This is a genomic window from Streptomyces sp. NPDC006012 (assembly GCF_042871185.1).
In the GTDB taxonomy this organism is placed as follows: Bacteria; Actinomycetota; Actinomycetes; order Streptomycetales; family Streptomycetaceae; genus Streptomyces.
Map to the genome: position 1 here is coordinate 109,271 of NZ_JBIAIE010000023.1, position 19,855 is coordinate 129,125.

14 protein-coding genes are annotated in these 19,855 nt (G+C 72.7%); 12 read left to right on the top strand and 2 right to left on the bottom strand.

Annotated features, from left to right (window positions below):
- Window positions 1-36: 36 nt before the first annotated feature.
- Window positions 37-3,822 (top strand): glycosyltransferase, encoded by a 3,786-nt coding sequence (locus tag ACFYPJ_RS30350; protein WP_389023981.1) that lies wholly within the window; start codon window positions 37-39, stop codon window positions 3,820-3,822.
- A complete protein-coding gene (locus tag ACFYPJ_RS30355; RefSeq protein WP_389023984.1) occupies window positions 3,819-5,336 on the top strand; it encodes a DUF5719 family protein in 1,518 nt (505 codons plus the stop codon). Before ACFYPJ_RS30350 ends, ACFYPJ_RS30355 begins: the two co-directional genes overlap by 4 nt.
- Before the next feature lie 215 nt (window positions 5,337-5,551).
- Here the strand turns inward: ACFYPJ_RS30355 and ACFYPJ_RS30360 are convergent, their stop codons facing one another.
- The gene (locus tag ACFYPJ_RS30360; RefSeq protein WP_389024039.1) at window positions 5,552-6,004 is read right to left on the bottom strand and encodes a metallopeptidase family protein; all 453 of its coding nucleotides are present in this window, start codon (window positions 6,002-6,004) and stop codon (window positions 5,552-5,554) included.
- A 296-nt stretch (window positions 6,005-6,300) separates the two neighbouring features.
- On the opposite strand from ACFYPJ_RS30360, the gene ACFYPJ_RS30365 reads away from it, so the two are divergent.
- The 9 genes from ACFYPJ_RS30365 to ACFYPJ_RS30405 all read left to right on the top strand — a co-directional run bounded on the left by ACFYPJ_RS30365 (window position 6,301) and on the right by ACFYPJ_RS30405 (window position 17,204).
- Complete coding sequence (locus ACFYPJ_RS30365) at window positions 6,301-6,723, top strand: DUF3499 domain-containing protein (RefSeq protein ID WP_389023987.1); 423 nt, start codon at window positions 6,301-6,303, stop codon at window positions 6,721-6,723.
- A 182-nt stretch (window positions 6,724-6,905) separates the two neighbouring features.
- Window positions 6,906-8,522, top strand: a complete 1,617-nt coding sequence (locus ACFYPJ_RS30370) for an L-lactate permease (protein WP_389023989.1) — start codon at window positions 6,906-6,908, stop codon at window positions 8,520-8,522.
- Window positions 8,523-8,714: 192 nt separating this feature from the next.
- Entirely contained in the window at window positions 8,715-10,079 is a 1,365-nt protein-coding gene (locus tag ACFYPJ_RS30375) for a phosphomannomutase/phosphoglucomutase (protein ID WP_389023991.1), read from the top strand.
- 685 nt (window positions 10,080-10,764) lie between these two features.
- The gene (locus tag ACFYPJ_RS30380) at window positions 10,765-10,935 is read left to right on the top strand and encodes a Trm112 family protein (RefSeq protein ID WP_020940431.1); all 171 of its coding nucleotides are present in this window, start codon (window positions 10,765-10,767) and stop codon (window positions 10,933-10,935) included.
- 116 nt (window positions 10,936-11,051) lie between these two features.
- A complete protein-coding gene (locus ACFYPJ_RS30385; RefSeq protein WP_389023994.1) occupies window positions 11,052-12,179 on the top strand; it encodes an SIS domain-containing protein in 1,128 nt (375 codons plus the stop codon).
- Window positions 12,180-12,383: 204 nt separating this feature from the next.
- The gene (gene manA / locus ACFYPJ_RS30390; protein WP_389023997.1) at window positions 12,384-13,535 is read left to right on the top strand and encodes a mannose-6-phosphate isomerase, class I; all 1,152 of its coding nucleotides are present in this window, start codon (window positions 12,384-12,386) and stop codon (window positions 13,533-13,535) included.
- 156 nt (window positions 13,536-13,691) lie between these two features.
- Window positions 13,692-14,672, top strand: coding sequence for a cation diffusion facilitator family transporter (locus ACFYPJ_RS30395; protein WP_389024000.1), 981 nt, complete (start codon window positions 13,692-13,694; stop codon window positions 14,670-14,672).
- Window positions 14,673-14,966: 294 nt separating this feature from the next.
- Window positions 14,967-16,424, top strand: coding sequence for an adenosylhomocysteinase (gene ahcY / locus ACFYPJ_RS30400; protein WP_389024003.1), 1,458 nt, complete (start codon window positions 14,967-14,969; stop codon window positions 16,422-16,424).
- A 165-nt stretch (window positions 16,425-16,589) separates the two neighbouring features.
- Window positions 16,590-17,204 (top strand): hypothetical protein, encoded by a 615-nt coding sequence (locus ACFYPJ_RS30405; RefSeq protein ID WP_389024005.1) that lies wholly within the window; start codon window positions 16,590-16,592, stop codon window positions 17,202-17,204.
- 95 nt (window positions 17,205-17,299) lie between these two features.
- On the opposite strand, the gene ACFYPJ_RS30410 is transcribed toward ACFYPJ_RS30405, so the two are convergent.
- Window positions 17,300-18,322 carry an RDD family protein gene (locus ACFYPJ_RS30410; protein ID WP_389024008.1) on the bottom strand — a complete coding sequence of 341 codons (1,023 nt, stop codon included), beginning with the start codon at window positions 18,320-18,322 and terminating at the stop codon, window positions 17,300-17,302.
- Between the two features lie 131 nt (window positions 18,323-18,453).
- Between ACFYPJ_RS30410 and ACFYPJ_RS30415 the strand changes: the two genes are divergently transcribed.
- Window positions 18,454-19,461 carry a stage II sporulation protein M gene (locus ACFYPJ_RS30415; RefSeq protein ID WP_389024011.1) on the top strand — a complete coding sequence of 336 codons (1,008 nt, stop codon included), beginning with the start codon at window positions 18,454-18,456 and terminating at the stop codon, window positions 19,459-19,461.
- Window positions 19,462-19,855 lie beyond the last annotated feature (394 nt).

Consider the following 19,855-nt stretch of genomic DNA (forward strand, 5'->3'; position numbering starts at 1 on the left):
TCCACCACAGTCCACCGAACCGGGGCCCGTACCTCGATGTCCGTGCACAGCCATACGGCAGCCAGTCAAGACGCCGCTGCCGCCGCAGCGTTCGACCCGGCCCGCCCGGCGGCGTTCGAGCCTGCCCACTCGGCAGCCTTCGACCCCGCCCGTCCGCCCGAGTTCCCGCGGCACGTGGTGACCGCGGTGCTCGTCTCCCACGACGGCGCCCGCTGGCTGCCCGACGCGCTCGCCGGGCTGTTCGGCCAGGAGCGGCCCGTCCAGCACGCGATGGCGGCCGACACCGGCAGCGCGGACGAGTCCGCCCAGCTGGTCACCGACGCGCTCGGCGCCGACCGCGTGCTGCACCTCGCCCGCCGCACCGGCTTCGGCCAGGCCGTCGAGGAGGCCAACCGCAACGCGCCCGTCCTCACCCCGGACGAACTGCCCTACCTCAAGCGCCCCAGCGGCTGGGACCCCGTCACGCGCAGCTGGCGCGACGAGGCGTACGACATGCCGGAGCTGCCGCACGGAGAGCCCGTCCAGTGGCTGTGGCTCCTGCACGACGACTGCGCCCCCGAGCCCGACGCCCTGGCCCAGTTGCTGCGCGTGGTCGACAACGAGCTGGAGCTGGGCCGCGACGACGTGGCCGTCGTCGGCCCCAAGCTCCGCGGCTGGTACGACCGGCGCCAGCTCCTGGAGGTCGGCGTCAGCATCGCCAACTCCGGCCGCCGCTGGACCGGCCTGGACCGCCGCGAACAGGACCAGGGCCAGCACGACCACGTGCAGCGCGTCCTGTCCGTCTCCACCGCGGGCATGCTGATCCGGCGCGACGTCTTCGAGGAACTCGGCGGATTCGACCGCCGGCTGCCCCTCATGCGCGACGACGTCGACCTGTGCTGGCGTGCCCAAGCCGCCGGCCACCGCGTCCTCATCGCCCCCGAGGCCGTCGTACGGCACGCCGAGGCCGCCTCCCGCGAGCGCCGCACCGTCGACTGCGGCGGCCGCACCGCCGCCTCCCCGCACAAGGTCGACAAGGCGGGCGCCGCCTACACCCTCCTCGTCAACGCGCGTACGGCGGTGCTGCCCTGGATCCTGCTGCGGCTGGTGCTCGGCACGCTGCTGCGCACCCTCGCCTACCTGGTCGGCAAGGTCCCCGGCCAGGCCGTCGACGAGGTCCGCGGTCTGCTGGGCGTCCTGCTGCGGCCCGAGCGGATCCTCGCGGGCCGGCGCAGGCGCGGCCGCCCGCAGGTGGACAAGGGCGAGTTGCGCCCGCTGTTCCCGCCGCCCGGCGCGACCGTGCGGGCCACCGTGGAACAGGTCGCGGGCAATGTCTTCGGCTCCTCCGACCCCGAGGTCTCCTCGGCCGGCCGGCACGGCGGCGCGGTGGAGTCCGGCCCCGGTGGCGACGACGCGGACTTCCTGGAGGTCGAGCAGTTCGCCCGCCTCAAGCGCATCGCCCGCAAACCCGGCCCCGTCCTCTTCCTGGTCCTGCTGCTGGTCTCGCTGGTCGCCTGCCGTTCCCTGCTCGGCGGCGGCGCGCTGTCCGGCGGCGCCCTGCTGCCCGCCCCGGCCGACGCCGGCGGACTGTGGTCGCGCTACCTCGACGCCTGGCACCCGGTGGGCACCGGCGGCACCCCGTCCGCGCCGCCCTACCTGGCGATCGTCGCGCTGCTGGCGTCCGTGCTGTTCGGCTCGACCGGCCTCGCGGTCACGGTGCTGCTCGTCTGCTCGGTCCCGCTGGCCGGCTGCACCGCGTACTTCGCCTCCCGCCCGCTCGTCACCTCGCGCCTCCTGCGCGCGTGGGCGGCCATCGCCTACGCGTTCCTGCCCGCCGCCACCGGCGCCCTCGCGAGCGGCCGGATCGGCACCGCCGTACTGTCCGTGCTGCTGCCGCTGATCGCCCGCGCGGGCATCGCCGCGAGCGGCCTGGCGCACGGCTCGGGCACGCGCGGCAGCTGGCGTGCCACCTGGGCGTACGCACTTCTGCTGACCGTCACCACGGCCTTCACGCCGATCGTGTGGCCCATCGCGCTGATCCTGGGCATCGGCGTGCTGGCCGTGCGCCGCGCGGACCTCCCCGCCCAGGGCCTGCGCTTCCTCACCCAGCTGGGCACCCCGCTGCTGGTCCTCGCGCCGTGGTCGCTGACGCTGCTCCCGTTCGGCTTCTTCAAGGAAGCAGGACTGGAGTACGGCGCCTCGGCGGCCTCCACGCTCGACCTGCTCGGCGCGAGCCCGGGCGGCCCCGGCACGGTGGACGGGCTGATGCTCATCGGCCTCGTGCTGGCCGCGCTGGCCGCCCTGCTGCGTTCCGAACGCCAGGCGGGCATCCATCGGGCCTGGGCGGTCGCCCTGGTGGCCCTCGTCTTCGCCGCCCTGTCGAACGGCTCCGCCTGGGCCGGCCCCGCCACCCTCGTCTACGGCATCGCGCTGCTCGCCGCCGCCGCACTCGGAGCCGACGGGGCACGCGCGCGCGTGGCCGAGCAGAGCTTCGGCTGGCGCCAGCCGGTCGCCGCGCTGATCGCCTTCGCGTCGGCGGCAGGCCCGCTGCTGGTCGCCGTGGGCTGGATGATCGGCGGCGCCGACGGGCCGGTGGAGCGGCGCGAGCCGGTGCAGGTGCCCGCGTTCGTCGCCGAGGACAGCGGCACCGAGGACCAGGCCCGCACCCTGGTCCTCGCCAGCGACTCCGGTGCGCAGGTGCGCTACACCCTCGTCCGCGGCTCCGGCGCCCGCATGGGCGACGCCGAACTCGCCGTCGCGCAGGGCGAGAGCGCCACCCTCGACAAGGTCGTCGCCAACCTCGTCGCCGGCTCCGGCGCCGACCAGGCGGACCAGCTCGGCGGCTTCGCGGTGCGCTACGTCATCGTCCACAAGGGCGCACCCCGCGACATGACTCGCGTCCTCGACGCCACGCCCGGTCTGAGCCGGCTCAGCGAGCAGGACGGCAGCGCGCTGTGGCGCGTCGACCAGCAGGTCTCGCGCGCGGCCATCGTGTCCGCCGACGGCTCGGGCACCCCGCAGCCCGTCCCCGCCGGTCCCGTCGACATCCACACCACCGTCCCGTCCGGCTCCGACGGCCGCGTCCTGCGGCTGGCCGACGCGGCCGACGACGGCTGGACCGCCACCCTGGACGGCAGACCGCTCACCCGTACCACGGTCGCCGGCTGGGCCCAGGGCTTCGAACTCCCCGCCGAGGGCGGCACGCTGGACGTCGGCTACGACGCTCCGATCGGCCACACCGGCTGGCTGTGGGCCCAGGGCGCGCTCGCGGTGGTCCTGGTCGTGCTCGCCCTGCCCGGCCGTCGCCGCGACGTCGACGACGACCTGCCCGAGGAGGAGGCCGCCGTCCCCGCGCAGGCCGTGGCCGGCGAGGGCCGCCGCGCCCGCCGCCTGCGCGCCCAGGCGGATGCCGAGGAGTCCGGCGTGCCGGAGGTGCCCGGCCCGGACGGCCCACAGCCCGCCGAGGAGGCCCAGGCCGCCGTACCGCACCAGCAGACCTACGACACGCCGGTGCCCCCGGGCGAGGACATGACGAACTGGGGCAACGACACGGGGGCCTACGCGGGCGCCGAGTACTACGGCGACCAGTACCAGGGCGCCGGCCAGTACCAGGGCGGCTACGACCAGCAGAGCTACCAGGCGGACCCGTACCAGACCGGCCAGTACGACCCGTACGGGTACGACGGCGCTCCCCAGCAGGGTGCGTACGACCCGACGTATCAGCAGGGCTACGAGCAGCCCGGCTACGACGCGGGCTACGACCCGCATTACGACCCGGCGGCCCACCCCCATCCCCACCACCACGGCACCGCCAGTGAGCGCCCCGACGGGAGCCAGCAGTGAAGCGCACCACCCTGTCCCTGATCGCCGGCACGGCCGCGCTCGCCGCCATCACCGGTTTCGCCACGCTGGAGACGCCGGACGCCTCCGGCGCGGCCGTCCCCGAGGCGGCTGCCCAACTGCCCGTGGAGCGTACGAGCCTGCTGTGCCCGGCGCCGAGCCTCTCCGACATCGCCGAGACGTCGTACACGTCCTTCACCCCGGTCACGAAGGGCACGAAGGGCGACGGCAAGGCCGAACTGAAGCCGGTGACCGAGGTGTCGGCGGACGGCACCGGCGACCCGGGGAAGGGAAAGGGCGGCAAGGGCGGCAAGAAGAACGGCGCCGAGCCGGTGCTCACCCCCAAGGAACCCGGCACCCCGGCCACCGGTGACACCTCCGGATCCGACACGCCCGCGCTCGCCGGTACGGCCGAGGGGAAGCCGGCGCCCGGCTGGACCGTCCAGGAGACCACCTCGATCGCCGCGGGCACCGCCCGCGGATTGCAGGGCGTCACCTGTACCGCGGCGGACACCGAGTTCTGGTTCCCGGGTGTCTCCACGGCCGCCGACCGCACGGACTACGTGCACCTCACCAACCCTGACGACGGCGCGGCCGTCGTCGACCTGGATCTGTTCGGCAAGGACGGAGCGATCAAGTCCACGGTGGGGGAGGGCATCACGGTCCCGCCGCACTCCAGCAAGCCCGTCCTGCTGTCCACGCTCGCCGGCGACCCGCAGAGCGACCTGACGCTGCACGTCAACGTCCGCAGCGGACGGGTCGGCGCGGCCGTCCAGGCCCTCGACGCCAAGACCGGCGGCGACTGGCTGGCGGCGTCCGGCGACCCGGCCGACACGCTGGTGCTGCCCGGCATCCCGAAGGACGCCACCGACGTCCGGCTGATCGCCTTCACCCCCTCGGACAGCGACGCGGACCTGAAGATCCGCCTGGCCTCCTCGGACGGCCTGATCACCCCCGCCGGGAACGAGACACTGCGCGTGAAGGCGGGCATGACGACGGCCGCCGACCTGGGCGAGCTGACCCGGGGCGAGCCGGGCTCCCTCGTCCTGACGCCGGGGGACCAGTCGGTGCCGGTGATCGCCGCCCTGCGGGTGACCCGCGGCAAGGGCGACAAGCAGGAGACCGCCTTCATCCCCGCGACCGAGCCGGTCGGCGCGCGGGCGACGGCCGTCGGCAACAGCGCCAAGGGCACGACCCTGTCCGTCACCGCACCCACCGCCGCCGCCCAGATCAAGGTGACGGCGTCGGCCGGCTCCGAGGGCGGCACCCCCGTGACGAAGTCCTTCACGGTCAAGAAGGGCTCCACCCAGGACATCGAGATCCCGGCGCCGTCCGGCCTGAAGGGCACCTACGCCCTGACCGTCGAGACGGTCTCCGGCGGCCCGGTGTACGCCTCCCGCACCCTCACCGTCACACAGGAGGGGGTGCCCGGCTTCACGGTCCAGACGCTCCCGGACGACCGGGGAATGGTCGCGGTACCGCAGGCGGACCAGGACCTCTCGGTCCTTCAGCGGTGAGGCGGGGGCGACAGTCGGGCGGGGCGTGGGAAGGGACGTGGCGGCTTCCGGAGGGCACGTGTGTGTGCGGACGGACTTTCCGGAAGCCACGCGTGATGTGCGGCGGGCTTTCTGCACGGCACGCGGGCGTGCGCAGGGGTCTGCGGGTGTGTGCGGGAGGGGCGTGGTGGCGTGTGCAGGGGACGTGTGCGGGAGAGACGCGCCGCTGGGCGCGCTCAGTCCTCCCCGTAGCGGGGATCGACGGTCTCCGGGGTGAGCCCCAGCAACTCGGCGACCTGCTCCACGACGACCTCGTGCACCAGCGCCGCCCGCTCGTCCCGCCCCTTCGTACGGATCTCCACGGGCCTGCGGTACACCACCACGCGCGCCCGGTGCCCGTCGCGCGCGGGCACGGTCCGGCCGAGCGGCACGGCGTCGTCGCTCCACGCGTCGCCGGGCTTTCCCTGGAGCCGGGGTACCTCCAGCACCTGGAAGTCGATGTCGGCGAGTTGCGGCCAGTGCCGCCCGAGCCGTTCCACGGAGTCCTGCACCAGGTCCGCGAACGCCTCCGCGCGCGACGCCGCGAGCGGCACCTGCGGCGGGGCGATGGGCCCGCGCATGCCGCGCCCGTGGCGGTCACGACGGCGGGGCCCGGGGCCGACGGCACGGGGCGGTACACGGTTGTCCATCACTGGTGAAGCGTAGTCCTCGCACGGTCCGCCCGTCGGTCCCCACGCGGCAACCGGAACACCGACCGGACACCGTGTACCGCATGTCGTGGGATGACCATTCCAGCCAAGGATGAGCACGTTTCGGCGTCTCTCCGGGACCGCCGCCCTCAAGCCACTTGGCGGTGTTTGTGCCGACTCATGACCGTCACGTCCGCGGGCCGCCGACCGTGGGCGAGCCCGTTCACGCAGGTCAGGAAAGTGTGATCGCGGGGGTGTGTGGGGCGTTTCACAGCACGACACGGTGGAGTGACCTGGTGGAGAGTCGTCGCGGCCCGCTCAAGAGTGCGGTACCGTCCAACGTCGTGAGCCCTGTACGTCGCTGTTCGCGCACCGCCTGCGGCCGACCCGCCGTCGCGACGCTGACGTACGTCTACGCCGACTCGACCGCCGTCCTCGGCCCGCTCGCCACCTACGCCGAACCGCACTGCTACGACCTGTGCGCCGAGCACTCCGAGCGCCTGACCGCCCCGCGCGGCTGGGAGGTCGTCAGGCTGCTCGACGGCTCCGCTCCGGCCCGCCCCAGTGGAGACGACCTGGAGGCGCTCGCCAACGCCGTGCGCGAGGCGGCCCGCCCCCCGGAACGGGCGGCGGAGGCGAGTGGCGGGGCACGCACGGCGGACCCCATGGAGGTCGCCCGCCGTGGTCACCTCCGGGTGCTGCGCTCACCGGACAACTGATTCCCCGCGCGGCTTCCCGCGCCACCGGCCCGCCGCACGGCCGACTTCCTCCCCGTGGAACCTTTCACCGACCGACGCACACCCATTGACGCGAGCTTGTCGCGGACACGACCATTCCGTCAGCTGAAACGAGAAATCGATTTCCGTATGCCGGAAAACGATGAGGCCCGGGGAGGCCCCCCGTGTACGTCCAGCAACTCCATCCCGTCGCCGCTTCACTCGGCCTGTCCGCCCTGGTCGCGGCCCTGCCGCTGGTCATCGTCCTGGTCCTGCTCGGCGGCGTCCGCATGAAGGCGCACCTGGCGGGCCTGATCGGCCTCCTCGCGGCCGTCCTGGTGGCCTGGCTCGCCTACCGCATGCCGCTGGAGCAGACGCTGTCCAGCGCCGTCCAGGGGGCCGCGTTCGGCCTCTTCCCGATCCTGTGGATCGTCATCAACGCCCTGTGGGTGTACCGGATGACCGTCCGCACCCGGCACTTCGACATCCTGCGCCGGTCCTTCGGGCGGCTGTCCGACGACCCGCGCATCCAGGCCCTGGTGGTCGCGTTCTGCTTCGGCGCCCTCCTGGAGGCCCTGGCCGGATTCGGCGCCCCGGTCGCCATCTGCTCGGTGATGCTGGTCGCCCTCGGCTTCGACCCGGTGCGCGCCGCCGTGGTCTCCCTGGTCGCCAACACCGCGCCGGTCGCCTTCGGCGCCATGGGTACCCCGGTCGTGACGCTCGCTCAGGTCACCGGGCTGCCGCTGGACTCCGTCGCCTCCGTGGTCGGCCGGCAGACACCGCTGCTCGCCCTGGTGGTGCCGCTCGTCCTCGTCGGGCTCGTCGACGGGCGCCGCGGGCTGCGCGAGACCTGGGTGCCCGCCCTGGTGTGCGGAGTCGCCTTCGCGGCCGCCCAGTTCGCCGCCTCCAACTACGTCTCGGCGCAACTCGCCGACATCGCCGCCTCCCTGGTCGGCGCCGGTGCCCTGGTCGCCGTACCGCACGCGCGCGTGCCCGCCACGGAGGCCGTACGGGCGTCCGTGCTGACCGGCGTGCGCAGCGAGGACCTGGACGAGTCCGACCCACGGCCCGAAGTACTGCGCGCCTACGCCCCGTACGCGTTCATCGTGGTGATCTTCTCCCTGGCGCAGATCCCGGTCGTCAAGGACTGGCTGGCGCGCGCGACACAGACGTACGACTGGCCCCTCCTGAACGTCGCCGCCTCCGACGGCACCCGAGTCAGCGGGAACGTCTTCAGCTGGCCCGTCGTCTCCACGGGCGGCACGCTCGTGCTGTTCGCCGGAGTGTGCACCGCGCTCGTACTCGGCGTGCACGCGCGCGTGGCGGTGCGCGAGTGGGCCGCGACGGTGCACGAACTGCGGTTCGCGATCCTCACCGTGACGTCCGTGCTGGCCCTTGCCTACGTCATGAACCTCTCCGGACAGGCGGCGACGATCGGCCAGTTCGTGGCGGCGGCCGGCGCCGGACTCGCCTTCCTCTCCCCGGTCCTCGGCTGGTTCGGAGTGGCCGTCTCCGGATCCGACACCTCGGCGAACGCCCTCTTCGGCGCCCTCCAGGTGAGCGCGGCCCGCGAATCGGGACTGTCGCCGGAACTGCTCGCCGCCGCCAACAGTTCCGGTGGTGTCCTCGGCAAGATGATCTCGCCGCAGAACCTGACCATCGCCTGCGCCGCGGTCGGCCTGGCCGGCCGCGAGGGAGACCTGCTGCGGAAAGTGCTGCCCTGGAGCGCCGGGTTGCTCCTGGTGATGTGCCTCATCGTGGTCGGGCAGAGCACGTCGGTGCTGGAGTGGATGCTGCCGTGAGACGGGCCGGCGTCGCCCGGACGCATCTGTGAGAGGGGTCGGCGTCGCCCGGACACATCCGTGAGAGGGGCTCGCGTCGTCTAGGCGGGAGCCGGTCCGGCGGGGCGGCCGGGAGGCTCCGGGAGTCCGCAGCGGATCTTGGGTCCGTACGGGTAGTTTGTGCGGACCGATAGGACTTCAGGAGGGTTGGCCGTGGCTGCTGATCTGTCGCAGATCGTGAAGGCGTACGACGTTCGCGGAGTGGTTCCGGATCAGTGGGACGACGCGCTGGCCGAACTCTTCGGGGCGGCGTTCGTCCAGGTCACCGACGCCGACGCGATCGTGACCGGGCACGACATGCGACCGTCCTCGCCCGGCCTGTCCCGCGCCTTCGCGCGCGGAGCGGCCGCCCAGGGCGCCGACGTCACCGAGATCGGTCTGTGCTCCACCGACCAGCTGTACTACGCCTCGGGCGCCCTCGGCCTGCCCGGCGCCATGTTCACGGCCTCGCACAACCCGGCGCGCTACAACGGCATCAAGATGTGCCGCGCGGGCGCGGCGCCGGTCGGCCAGGACACCGGGCTGGCCCAGATCCGCGAACTGGCCGAGGGCTGGCTGGAGTCGGGCGCCCCGCAGCCCGCCGAGCGGCCGGGAACCGTCAGCGGGCGCGACACGTTGAAGGACTACGCGGCGCACCTCCGCTCGCTCGTCGACCTGACCTCCGTCCGCCCCCTGAAGGTCGTGGTGGACGCGGGCAACGGCATGGGCGGCCACACGGTCCCCACGGTCTTCGCCGGCCTGCCGCTGACCCTCGTCCCGATGTACTTCGAACTGGACGGCACCTTCCCGAACCACGAGGCCAACCCGCTCGACCCCGCCAACATCCTGGACCTGCGCCAGCGGGTCCGCGACGAGGGCGCCGACCTGGGCATCGCCTTCGACGGCGACGCCGACCGGTGCTTCGTCGTCGACGAGCACGGCGACCCCGTGTCCCCGTCGGCGATCACCGCCCTGGTGGCCGCGCGCGAGCTGGCCCGCAACGGCGGGCAGGGCACGGTCATCCACAACCTGATCACCTCCTGGTCGGTCCCCGAGGTCGTCAAGGAGCACGGCGGCATCCCGCAGCGCACCCGGGTGGGCCACTCCTTCATCAAGGCGGAGATGGCGCGCACCGGCGCGATCTTCGGCGGCGAGCACTCCGCGCACTACTACTTCAAGGACTTCTGGAACGCCGACACGGGCATGCTCGCGGCCCTGCACGTCCTGGCCGCCCTCGGCGGCCAGGACGCTCCGCTGTCCGCCCTCGTCGCCCAGTACGACCGCTATGTCGGCTCCGGCGAGATCAACTCCACTGTCGCCGACCAGCAGGCCCGCCTCGCCGCGATCCGAGCCGCCTACGCCGCCCGCGAAGGCGTGGCCTTCGACGACCTCGACGGCCTCACCGTGTCTACCGCCGACTGGTGGTTCAACGTCCGCCCCTCCAACACCGAACCCCTGCTGCGGCTGAACGCGGAGGCCCGCGACGAGGCGACCATGGCCGAGGTGCGGGACGAGGCATTGGCGATCATCCGGGGCTGACGGCCGCCCGGCCGCGGGCCGCTGACGGCCGCCCGGCCGCGGGCCGCTGACGGCCGCTTCGGTATGGGTGCCGGACGATCCTCTCGGTGTGGGCCGCCGTGGTGTGCGCCCGTTGTGCCGTGCCGCCTTGCTGTACCGCCCTGCTGTACGGCTGCCTGCTGCCCGCCGCGCGCCTCCCGCCGGCCGCCTCAGAGGCGGCCGTCAGCCGGGCCCCGGCCGACGGGGCCGTGAGTCTCAGTGCGCGCCGGTGTCACGCCCGGTGCCATGCCCGGTGTCGCACCGGTGTACCGGCGTCGTCCGAGGCGGGCTGCCCTACCGAGCCGTCCGAGGAGCGGCGCCCCCCTGACCCGGCTCCAGAGGCGTCCTCCTGACCCGGTTCCGAGGACGCCGTCCTGACCTCAACCGGTCCGCGAGGCCACCCGGACCCAGCCGGCGTGCCGCCGCCCCGACCCCATCCGATGCGCGGCTTTGATGCGCGTCGCCGTCCTCGGCCCCACCTGGGCAGTACCCCGCCCGACCCGGCTCGGGCACGCCCCCTCGCCGTACCGTCCGTCCGGCACGAGCCGTTCCCGCCCGCCCCGGCAGGGCCGCCCACGGGCTCGCCCCGCCCCCGCGGCCCGCTTCCACAGCGGTACCCTGACCAGGCACATCAGTGCACGACCGTATCCGCTCGAAGGGACACCCCATGCCGCTGGAAGCCGGCCTCCTGGAGATCCTCGCCTGCCCGGCCTGCCACGCTCCCCTCAAGGAGCAGGACGCCGAGCTGATCTGCACCGGTCAGGACTGCGGCCTCGCGTACCCCGTGCGCGACGGCATCCCGGTCCTCCTCGTCGACGAGGCCCGCCGCCCCGCCTGAGGACGCGCCCCACCCTGGACCGGCCACCGGCCGCGCCCCGGGGCCGCCCACCGAGGCGCCCACCAGCACAGACGAGCCGCCCACTCAGCACCCCGGCGCATCGGAGGCAGTCACCCATGCTCGACGAATCGCTGCTCGACACCCCGGAGGGCCTCGCCGAGGCCGACCGCCGAGGTCTCCTGCGGGGCGCCGCGGAAGCCGGTGCCCGCGTGCGCGTCGCCGCCCGGCAGGCCATCGATGCCGGCATCGGCGGCCTCAAACCGGACGGGCGGCCCCGAGCGGTCCTGATTGCCGGCCCCGGCGCCGCCGCCACCCACGCCGCCGACTTCCTCGGCTCGCTCGCCGGTCCCGGCAGCCCCGTCATCCGGCTCGCCCCCTCCGGCGTCGCCCCCGCGGCCGGCGCCCTGCGCTGGGAACTGCCCGGCTGGGCCGGCTCCGTCGACCTGCTGCTGATCGCCACTCCGGACGGTTCCGAACCCAGCCTCTCCCTCCTCGCCGACCAGGCGTACCGCCGCGGCTGCTCGGTCGTCGCCGTGGCTCCCGCCCGCACCCCGCTCGCCGAGGCGGTCACCGGAGCGCACGGCCTCTTCGTACCGATGGCGACGGCCCCCTACGACCACGAGGAACCGCTCGCCGCGTCCTCCCCGGGCGTCCTGTGGGCGCTGCTCACCCCGTTGCTCGCGCTCCTCGACCGCATCGGACTCGTCACCGCCCCGTCCGACGCCCTGGACAAGGTCGCCGACCGCCTCGACCGGGTGGCCGAGCGGTGCGGCCCGGCCATCGTGACGTACAGCAATCCCGCCAAGACGCTCGCTGCCGAACTCGCCGACGCGCTCCCGGTGATCTGGACGGAGGGTGCCGCGGCAGGTCCGGCGGGCCGGCGTTTCGCCGCGGCACTCGCCGAACTGGCCGGCCGCCCCGCCCTCGTCACGGAACTCCCCGAGGCGCTCGCCGCCCACAGCGCGTTGCTCGCCGGCCCGCTCGCCGCCAGCGCCGATCCGGACGACTTCTTCCGCGACCGGGTCGACGAGCCCGCCGCGCTGCACGCGCGCGTGGTGTTGCTCCGCGACCGCCCGATCGGCGGCCTCACCGCCGCCCCGGCCGCCCGCGACCTGGCCCTCAGCCACGACACGCCCATCAGCGAGCTGGAACCGGCATCCGGCGACGAACTGGAGACCCTCGCCGAGCTGATCGCCATGACGGATTTCGCCGCCGTGTACCTGGCGCTCGCCTCAGGAGCCTGACCTGAACAGCCAGGAGACCCGGCCCGGCCACCGGTTTCCAGCCACCGGTCGCCGGACCCCGGCCACCGGCCGGGGGTTCCCGCCCGGCCACCAGATTTCGTCCGGCCGCCGGAACCCGACCGGCCCGCACCCCGACCGGCCGTACGCAGGATGACCCCAGACATACGCGGCGACAGTACGCACACACCCGGCAGAGAGAGCCCCATGGACCGCCTCGACAACACCATCCGCCCCTACGCCTGGGGCTCGGCCACCGCGATCCCGAAGCTCATCGGCGTCGAGCCGACCGGCGAACCGCAGGCCGAGATGTGGATGGGCGCGCACCCCGGCGCTCCCTCACGCACCCCGCGCGGCACGCTCGTCGACGTCATAGACGCGGACCCGAAGCGGGAACTGGGACCGGAGGCGGTCGCCAGGTTCGGGCCGCGGCTGCCGTTCCTGCTGAAGATCCTCGCGGCCGGCGCCCCGCTCTCCCTCCAGGTCCACCCCGACCTGGAACAGGCCAGGCAGGGGTACGAGGACGAGGAGCGGCGCGGCATCCCGGCGGACGCCCCGAACCGCAACTACCGGGACGCCAACCACAAGCCCGAACTGATCTGCGCGCTCACCGAGTTCGACGGCCTCTGCGGCTTCCGCGACCCGCTCCGGGCCGCGGACCTCCTCGACGGCCTCGGCGTCGACTCCCTCAAGCCGTACGTGGATCTCCTGCGCGCCCGCCCGGTGGACGCCGCACTGCGCGAGGTCCTCACCGCCGTCCTCACCGCCGACCGCGACGAGATGGCCCGCACCGTCGCCCAGGCCGCCACCGCCTGCGCCCGCCTCGGTGGCGCATACGCCCCCTACGCCGACATCGCCCAGCACTATCCGGGCGACCCCGGCGTCATCGCCGCGATGCTCCTCAACCACGTCCGCCTGCAGCCCGGCGAGGCCCTGTTCCTCGGGGCCGGCATACCGCACGCCTACCTGAACGGCCTCGGCGTCGAGATCATGGCCAACTCCGACAACGTCCTGCGCTGCGGCCTCACCCCCAAGCACGTCGACGTCCCGGAACTCCTGCGCATCGTCCGCTTCGAGCCGAGCGACCCGGGCGTGCTGCGCCCGGAAGCCTCCCCGGACGGCGAGGAGGTCTACGAGACCCCCATCGACGAGTTCCAGCTCTCCCGGTACGTCCTTGCGGCGGGCGACACCACCCACGACCTCACCCTGCCGACCCCGCAGATCCTGCTCTGCACGGCCGGTACGGTACGGGCGGGCGAGCACGAACTCACCCCCGGCCAGTCCGTGTTCGTACCGGCGGCCGACAAGGCAGAGGTGTCCGGAACCGGAACACTCTTCAGGGCCACCGTGCGCCTCTGACCCGACTTGTCCGATCATCCGACCGTGGTTGTGGATACCTGGCACACCGCGAACGGACGGGGCTGCAAGAATGGCCCGACGGCAAAGGGCGGGCAAAGGCAACCGGCATCGGCCCGCACGGCGTAGCGGCACGTAGGGGAAGGGACAACGCGACACATGAGCGCGTCAGGCGGCACCAAGGCGATCGTGGCGGCACTCGGCGCCAACCTCGCGATCGCGGCATCGAAGTTCGTGGCGTTCGCGTTCAGCGGATCATCCTCGATGCTCGCCGAGGGCGTCCACTCGCTGGCCGACTCGGGCAACCAGTTCCTGCTGCTCATCGGCGGCAAGAGAGCCCAGCGCGAGGCCACCCCGCAGCACCCCTTCGGCTACGGCCGCGAGCGGTACATCTACGCCTTCCTCGTCTCGATCGTCCTCTTCTCGATCGGCGGCATGTTCGCCGTCTACGAGGGCTACGAGAAGATCAGCCATCCCCACGAACTGGAGAACTGGTACTGGCCGGTGGCCGTCCTCGTCTTCGCGGTCATCGCCGAGGGCTTCTCCTTCCGCACCGCCATCAAGGAGTCCAACGAGCTCCGCGGCAAGCTCTCCTGGTCGCAGTTCGTCCGCCGGGCCAAGGCCCCCGAGCTGCCGGTGGTCCTGCTGGAGGACTTCGGCGCCCTGATCGGCCTCGTCCTCGCCCTCGGCGGCGTCGGCCTGTCCGTCCTCACCGGCGACGGCATCTGGGACGGCATCGGCACGCTCTGCATCGGTCTGCTGCTCGTCGCCATCGCCCTCGTCCTCGCCGCCGAGACCAAGTCGCTGCTGCTCGGCGAGGCCGCCGGCATCGACGAGGTCAAGAAGATCGAGGCCGCGATCGTCGACGGCAAGACGGTCACCGGCATCATCCACATGCGGACGCTCCACCTCGGCCCCGAGGAACTGCTGGTCGCCGCGAAGGTCGCGGTCCAGCACGACGACACGGCCACCGAGGTCGCGGACGCCATCAACGCCGCCGAGGCCCGCATCCGCGCCGCCGTCCCGATCGCCCGCGTGATCTACCTGGAACCGGACATCTACAGCGAGGCCGAGGCCACCAAGGGCCCGGACCCGAAAGCCGCCCCCGGCGGCCCCACTCCCCACGCTGCCGGACACTGACCCCGGCCCGCCCGCGGGCACCGGCCGGACCCGGCCGCCCCAGGAAAGGCGTGAAGTGTTCGGAGGCGGACTGGGGCGGCACGGCCCCGCGGTGTAGCTTGGGACGGAGCCAGACGTCGCTGCTGATGGCGGTCGGGCGGTCCCCGTACGGGCCGGCCGAGGGAGAGAGGGCCTCCGACGGACTGCGCTGCGCGTACGCGGGCATGCCTGTGTCCTCTTCTCGGGCACCCCTGTGTCCGCCGCCGCGCAGACCAGCCGTACCCACCTCGACCCAACCCCGAGGAGCAGCTCGCAATGACGACTGTCGACAACCGACAGGACTTCAAGGTCGCCGACCTCTCCCTGGCCGAGTTCGGCCGCAAGGAGATCACCCTCGCCGAGCACGAGATGCCCGGCCTCATGGCGATCCGCAGGGAGTACGCCGAGGCGCAGCCCCTCGCCGGCGCCCGCGTCACCGGCTCCCTGCACATGACCGTGCAGACCGCCGTCCTCATCGAGACCCTGGTCGCCCTCGGCGCGCGCGTCCGCTGGGCCTCCTGCAACATCTTCTCCACCCAGGACCACGCGGCCGCCGCCATCGCCGTCGGCCCGAACGGCACGCCCGACAACCCGCAGGGCATCCCGGTCTTCGCCTGGAAGGGCGAGACCCTGGACGAGTACTGGTGGTGCACCGAGCAGGCGCTGACCTGGCCGGACGCCGCCACCGGCGGCCCGAACATGATCCTCGACGACGGTGGCGACGCCACCCTCCTCGTCCACAAGGGCGTCGAGTACGAGAAGGACGGCAAGGTCCCCGGCCTGGAGACCGCCGAGTCCGACGAGCACCGCGTCATCCTCCAGCTGCTCCACCGCACCCTGGGCGAGAACCCCCAGAAGTGGACCCAGCTGGCCTCGGAGATCCGCGGTGTCACCGAGGAGACCACCACCGGCGTCCACCGTCTGTACGAGATGCAGCGCGACGGCGTCCTCCTCTTCCCGGCGATCAACGTGAACGACGCCGTCACCAAGTCGAAGTTCGACAACAAGTACGGCTGCCGCCACTCCCTGGTCGATGGCATCAACCGTGCCACCGACGTCCTGATCGGCGGCAAGACCGCGGTCGTCTGCGGCTATGGCGACGTGGGCAAGGGCTGCGCGGAATCCCTGCGCGGGCAGGGCGCCCGCGTCATCATCACCGAGATCGACCCGATCTGCGCGCTCCAGGCCGCGATGGACGGCTTCCAGGTCACGACCCTCGACGAGGTCATCGACAAGGCCGACATCTTCGTCACCACGACCGGCAACAAGGACATCATCATGGCCTCGGACATGGCCAAGATGAAGCACCAGGCGATCGTCGGCAACATCGGCCACTTCGACAACGAGATCGACATGGCCGGCCTCGCCAAGGTCCCGGGCATCGTCAAGGACGAGGTCAAGCCCCAGGTCCACACCTGGACCTTCCCGGACGGCAAGAAGATCATCCTGCTGTCCGAGGGCCGCCTGCTGAACCTGGGCAACGCCACCGGCCACCCGTCGTTCGTGATGTCCAACTCCTTCGCGGACCAGACCCTGGCCCAGATCGAGCTGTTCACCAAGCCCGACGAGTACCCGACCGGCGTCTACACGCTGCCCAAGCACCTCGACGAGAAGGTCGCCCGCCTCCACCTGGACGCGCTCGGCGTGAAGCTGACCACGCTGCGTCCCGAGCAGGCCGCGTACATCGGCGTGGACGTCGAGGGCCCGTACAAGCCCGACCACTACCGCTACTGAGCCGGACCCACCGCTGCCGCTGAGCACCACCCGGCAGCCCCGCCGAGGCAGGCCCCCGCACCCCCGTGTCGGGGGCCTGCCCCTTTGGTCCGACCGGCCGTCACACCGGCCGGGGCGGCCCGTCGAGCCGACCGGACCACCAGCCCGTCAAGCCCCAGGACCCCCATGCCCCGCGGCCGCTATTCGCTCCTCGATCCGCACGACCACACCCCCTTCGCACAAGAACACTTCCAGTGCGCCCCCGGCCCCTCCGGCTGGCGCTACGTCTCCCGGCTGACCACCCCTTCGGGCCACCCCAGCGGCTCCGTCGACCTCACCCTCGACGAACTCGGCCGCCCCATCCGCCTCGAACTCCACGCGGGCGGCTGGCAGGTACGCGGCGCTGCCCTCGACGGAGTGACCTGGGTCCGCACCGACCCCACCGGCTCCCATGCCACCGAAGGCAATGTGCGCGCCCACGCCTTCACCGGCACGTCCCCCGCGTTCCTCATCGCCACCGTCCGTCTCCTGCGTCTCACCCCTTCCGACACCGCGACCCGCGTACGCCTCGTGGCCTTCACGGACCCGGTCCTCGCCCCGCGCACCGTGGACCAGTCCTGGGCCTTGCTGAACAGCGAAGCACACGCCACTGACAACGGCCCGCTGACCGTGGACGAATACCAGGTCACAGCCCTGGACACGGGTGAACGGCACACCGTTCACATCGCCGGCGACGTGGTGCTCGCCGCACCCGGCATCGAACTGGACGACCTGGACTCGCCGCCGTCGGCCTTCGGCTGACCGGACCGCCGAACAGCCCGGTCCGGCGGCACGAGGCCGCCACCACCGCCACAGCGGCCCCAGGGCGTCGGGGACACCTGACGGGACCGCCGTCCCTATGCCGGCGGTACGAACCCGGTGGCCGGCCGGTCGGCCGCTACCCCCGGGCGGGCGGCTGCCGACCCCGGAGGGGCGCCGGGCGCCGGATTCTGCCCGCCACCGTCGACGGGATACTCCAGCGGCCGCTCGGACTGCGGCGGATACCCGGCCGACGGGGGAGACGGCGGCACCGGAGGGGCGTACCCGTTCGGCGGGCCATACCCGCCAGGCGCACCGGCCACAGCCGGAAAACCAACCGCCCCACCGACAACCGCACCGTCCCGGGCCCGCCCACCCCCGAAAGCACGCCGGGCCTCCCGCGCCTGCCGCTCCTGCACCACCGCCGCCAAGTACGCGGCCGGCGGCACCCCCCGCGGCGCCGGCACCCCCGTGCCCACCGCCAGGTCGCCCGCCAGCCGCTCCGCCATGGCCCAGGAGACCTGCGGGTCGAGCTGGTGCATGCGCGTCAGGTACTGGCGTACGGCGAGCCACAGACTGTCCGGAACCGCAGACAGGTCGAGCGCCGCGAAGCGCCCCGCCAGCCACGGCGGCGGCGGAGGCACGAATGCCGTCCGCCCGGCCGGCACCCGCTCCCGTACGACCAGCGTGCCCGCGAAGACGTCCCCGAGGCGCCGCCCCCGCGCCGACACGAGCGAGGCGATGCACGCGATGACCCCGAACGTCAGCAGAATCTCGACGACACCGAGCGCCCCGCGCATCAGCGCATGCCGGAAACGGATCGGCCCGCCGTCGTCCCGCACCACCCGCAGCCCGCACGCCATCTTCCCCAGCGACCGACCATGGCTGAGCGTCTCCACCGCGATCGGCCCGCCCACCAGCACCAGCAGGAACGACGCGATCGACAGCGCGACCTGGGCCGCATCGTCCAAGGACGACGTCGACGCCACCAGGACCGTCGCCACGGCGATGTAGACGAGGACGGCCACGACCAGATCGAGCAACACCGCCAGCGCCCTGCTCGGCAGCCTGGCGGGCCGCAATTCGAGCGCCACCGCCTCACCGGTCACCAGCTCACTCACACCCGTCCTCCTTCCCCTGGCCTGCCCCGGGAACAGCAAGTCTGCCAAGCTGAAGGCGCAGCGCGCCCCAGTAGGACAAGCTGACAGCCACGACGAGCGGCCGACGACCAGCCGAGGAGCAGGCACACCCGATGGACCTGGACGTCTTCGTCACCGCCCACCGAGCCGAGTGGGACCGCCTCGACGCCCTGCTGCGTCGCCGGGGCCGCCTCAACGGCACCGAGGCCGACGAACTCGTCGCCCTGTACCAGCGCACCGCGACGCACCTCTCGCTGATCCAGTCCAGTGCCCCCGATCCGCAGCTGACGGGCCGGCTCAGCCAACTCGTGGCACGCGCGCGCAGCGCCGTGACGGGAACGCGCCGCGCCTCCTGGCGTGACGTGACCCGCTTCCTGGGGCAGGGCTTTCCCGCCGCGGTCTACCGGGCACGCCACTGGTGGGTGCCGACCGCACTGCTGTCCACGGTTGTCGCGGTCCTCCTGGGATGGTGGATCGGCGCGCACCCCGAAGTGCAGTCCTCCATCGCCGCGCCCAGCCAGTTGCGCGAGCTGACCCGCCCTGGCGGCGAATACGAGACGTACTACTCAAGCCAACCGGCCGCCTCCTTCGCCGCGCAGGTATGGACGAACAACGCCCAGGCCGCGGCGATGTGCCTGGTCCTTGGAGTCTTCCTCGGCCTCCCGGTGCTCTGGATCCTCTTCCAGAACATGCTCAACCTGGGCGTCGGCTTCGGCCTGATGTCGTCGGCCGGCCGACTCGACACCTTCCTCGGCCTGGTCCTCCCGCACGGCCTGCTGGAACTGACCGCGGTCTTCGTCGCCGCCGGCACGGGCCTGCGCCTGGGCTGGACCGTCATCGACCCCGGTCCACGCACCCGCCGCGCGGCTCTCGCCGAGGAGGGCCGGGCCGCGATCGGCATGGCGATCGGCCTCGCCCTCGTCCTTTTCGTCTCCGGCGCCATCGAAGGCTTCGTCACCCCCTCCGGCCTTCCCACCTGGGCTCGCATAGCCATCGGAGTCGCTGCCGAGCTGGCCTTCCTCGCGTACGTCTTCGTACTCGGTGGCCGTGCCGCTCGCGCGGGCGACAGGGGCGACCTGACGACATTCGAACGCAGCACGACCGCACCCACGGCCGCCTGATGTGCGGACACCGATGTTGACCTGCTAGTCTCCTGTTCGCCCTGGGCCACCCGTTGACACGGGCGTCTCGGGGAGGTAGATTCAAACAGTTGCCCAGAACTGGACAGGTTCTGTGGCTGGTCGTTAAGATCTATCTGCTTCTTCGTGAACATGGTTCCAAGAAGCCTCTCTCCCGATTTACTCAGGAATGAGTGGCCGGTCAGACCGGTCGAGATTCTCTGATAAAGTCGGAACCGCCGGAAAGGGAAACGCGAGAGCGGGACCCTGGAAAGCACCGAGGAAATCGGACCGAGAAAAGGTCTGATAGAGTCGGAAACACCGAAGGGAAGCGCCCGGAGGAAAGCCCGAGAGGGTGAGTACGAAGGAAGCGTCCGTTCCTTGAGAACTCAACAGC

Bases quoted from the DNA above. Each gene is read 5' to 3' on its own strand.
- ACFYPJ_RS30350 (WP_389023981.1), top strand. From the start codon at position 37: ATGTCCGTGCACAGCCATACGGCAGCCAGTCAAGACGCCGCTGCCGCC.
- ACFYPJ_RS30360 (WP_389024039.1), bottom strand. From the start codon at position 6,004: ATGGACAACCGTGTACCGCCCCGTGCCGTCGGCCCCGGGCCCCGCCGT.
- ACFYPJ_RS30380 (WP_020940431.1), top strand. From the start codon at position 10,765: ATGCCGCTGGAAGCCGGCCTCCTGGAGATCCTCGCCTGCCCGGCCTGC.
- ACFYPJ_RS30385 (WP_389023994.1), top strand. From the start codon at position 11,052: ATGCTCGACGAATCGCTGCTCGACACCCCGGAGGGCCTCGCCGAGGCC.
- manA (WP_389023997.1), top strand. From the start codon at position 12,384: ATGGACCGCCTCGACAACACCATCCGCCCCTACGCCTGGGGCTCGGCC.
- ACFYPJ_RS30395 (WP_389024000.1), top strand. From the start codon at position 13,692: ATGAGCGCGTCAGGCGGCACCAAGGCGATCGTGGCGGCACTCGGCGCC.
- ahcY (WP_389024003.1), top strand. From the start codon at position 14,967: ATGACGACTGTCGACAACCGACAGGACTTCAAGGTCGCCGACCTCTCC.
- ACFYPJ_RS30405 (WP_389024005.1), top strand. From the start codon at position 16,590: ATGCCCCGCGGCCGCTATTCGCTCCTCGATCCGCACGACCACACCCCC.
- ACFYPJ_RS30415 (WP_389024011.1), top strand. From the start codon at position 18,454: ATGGACCTGGACGTCTTCGTCACCGCCCACCGAGCCGAGTGGGACCGC.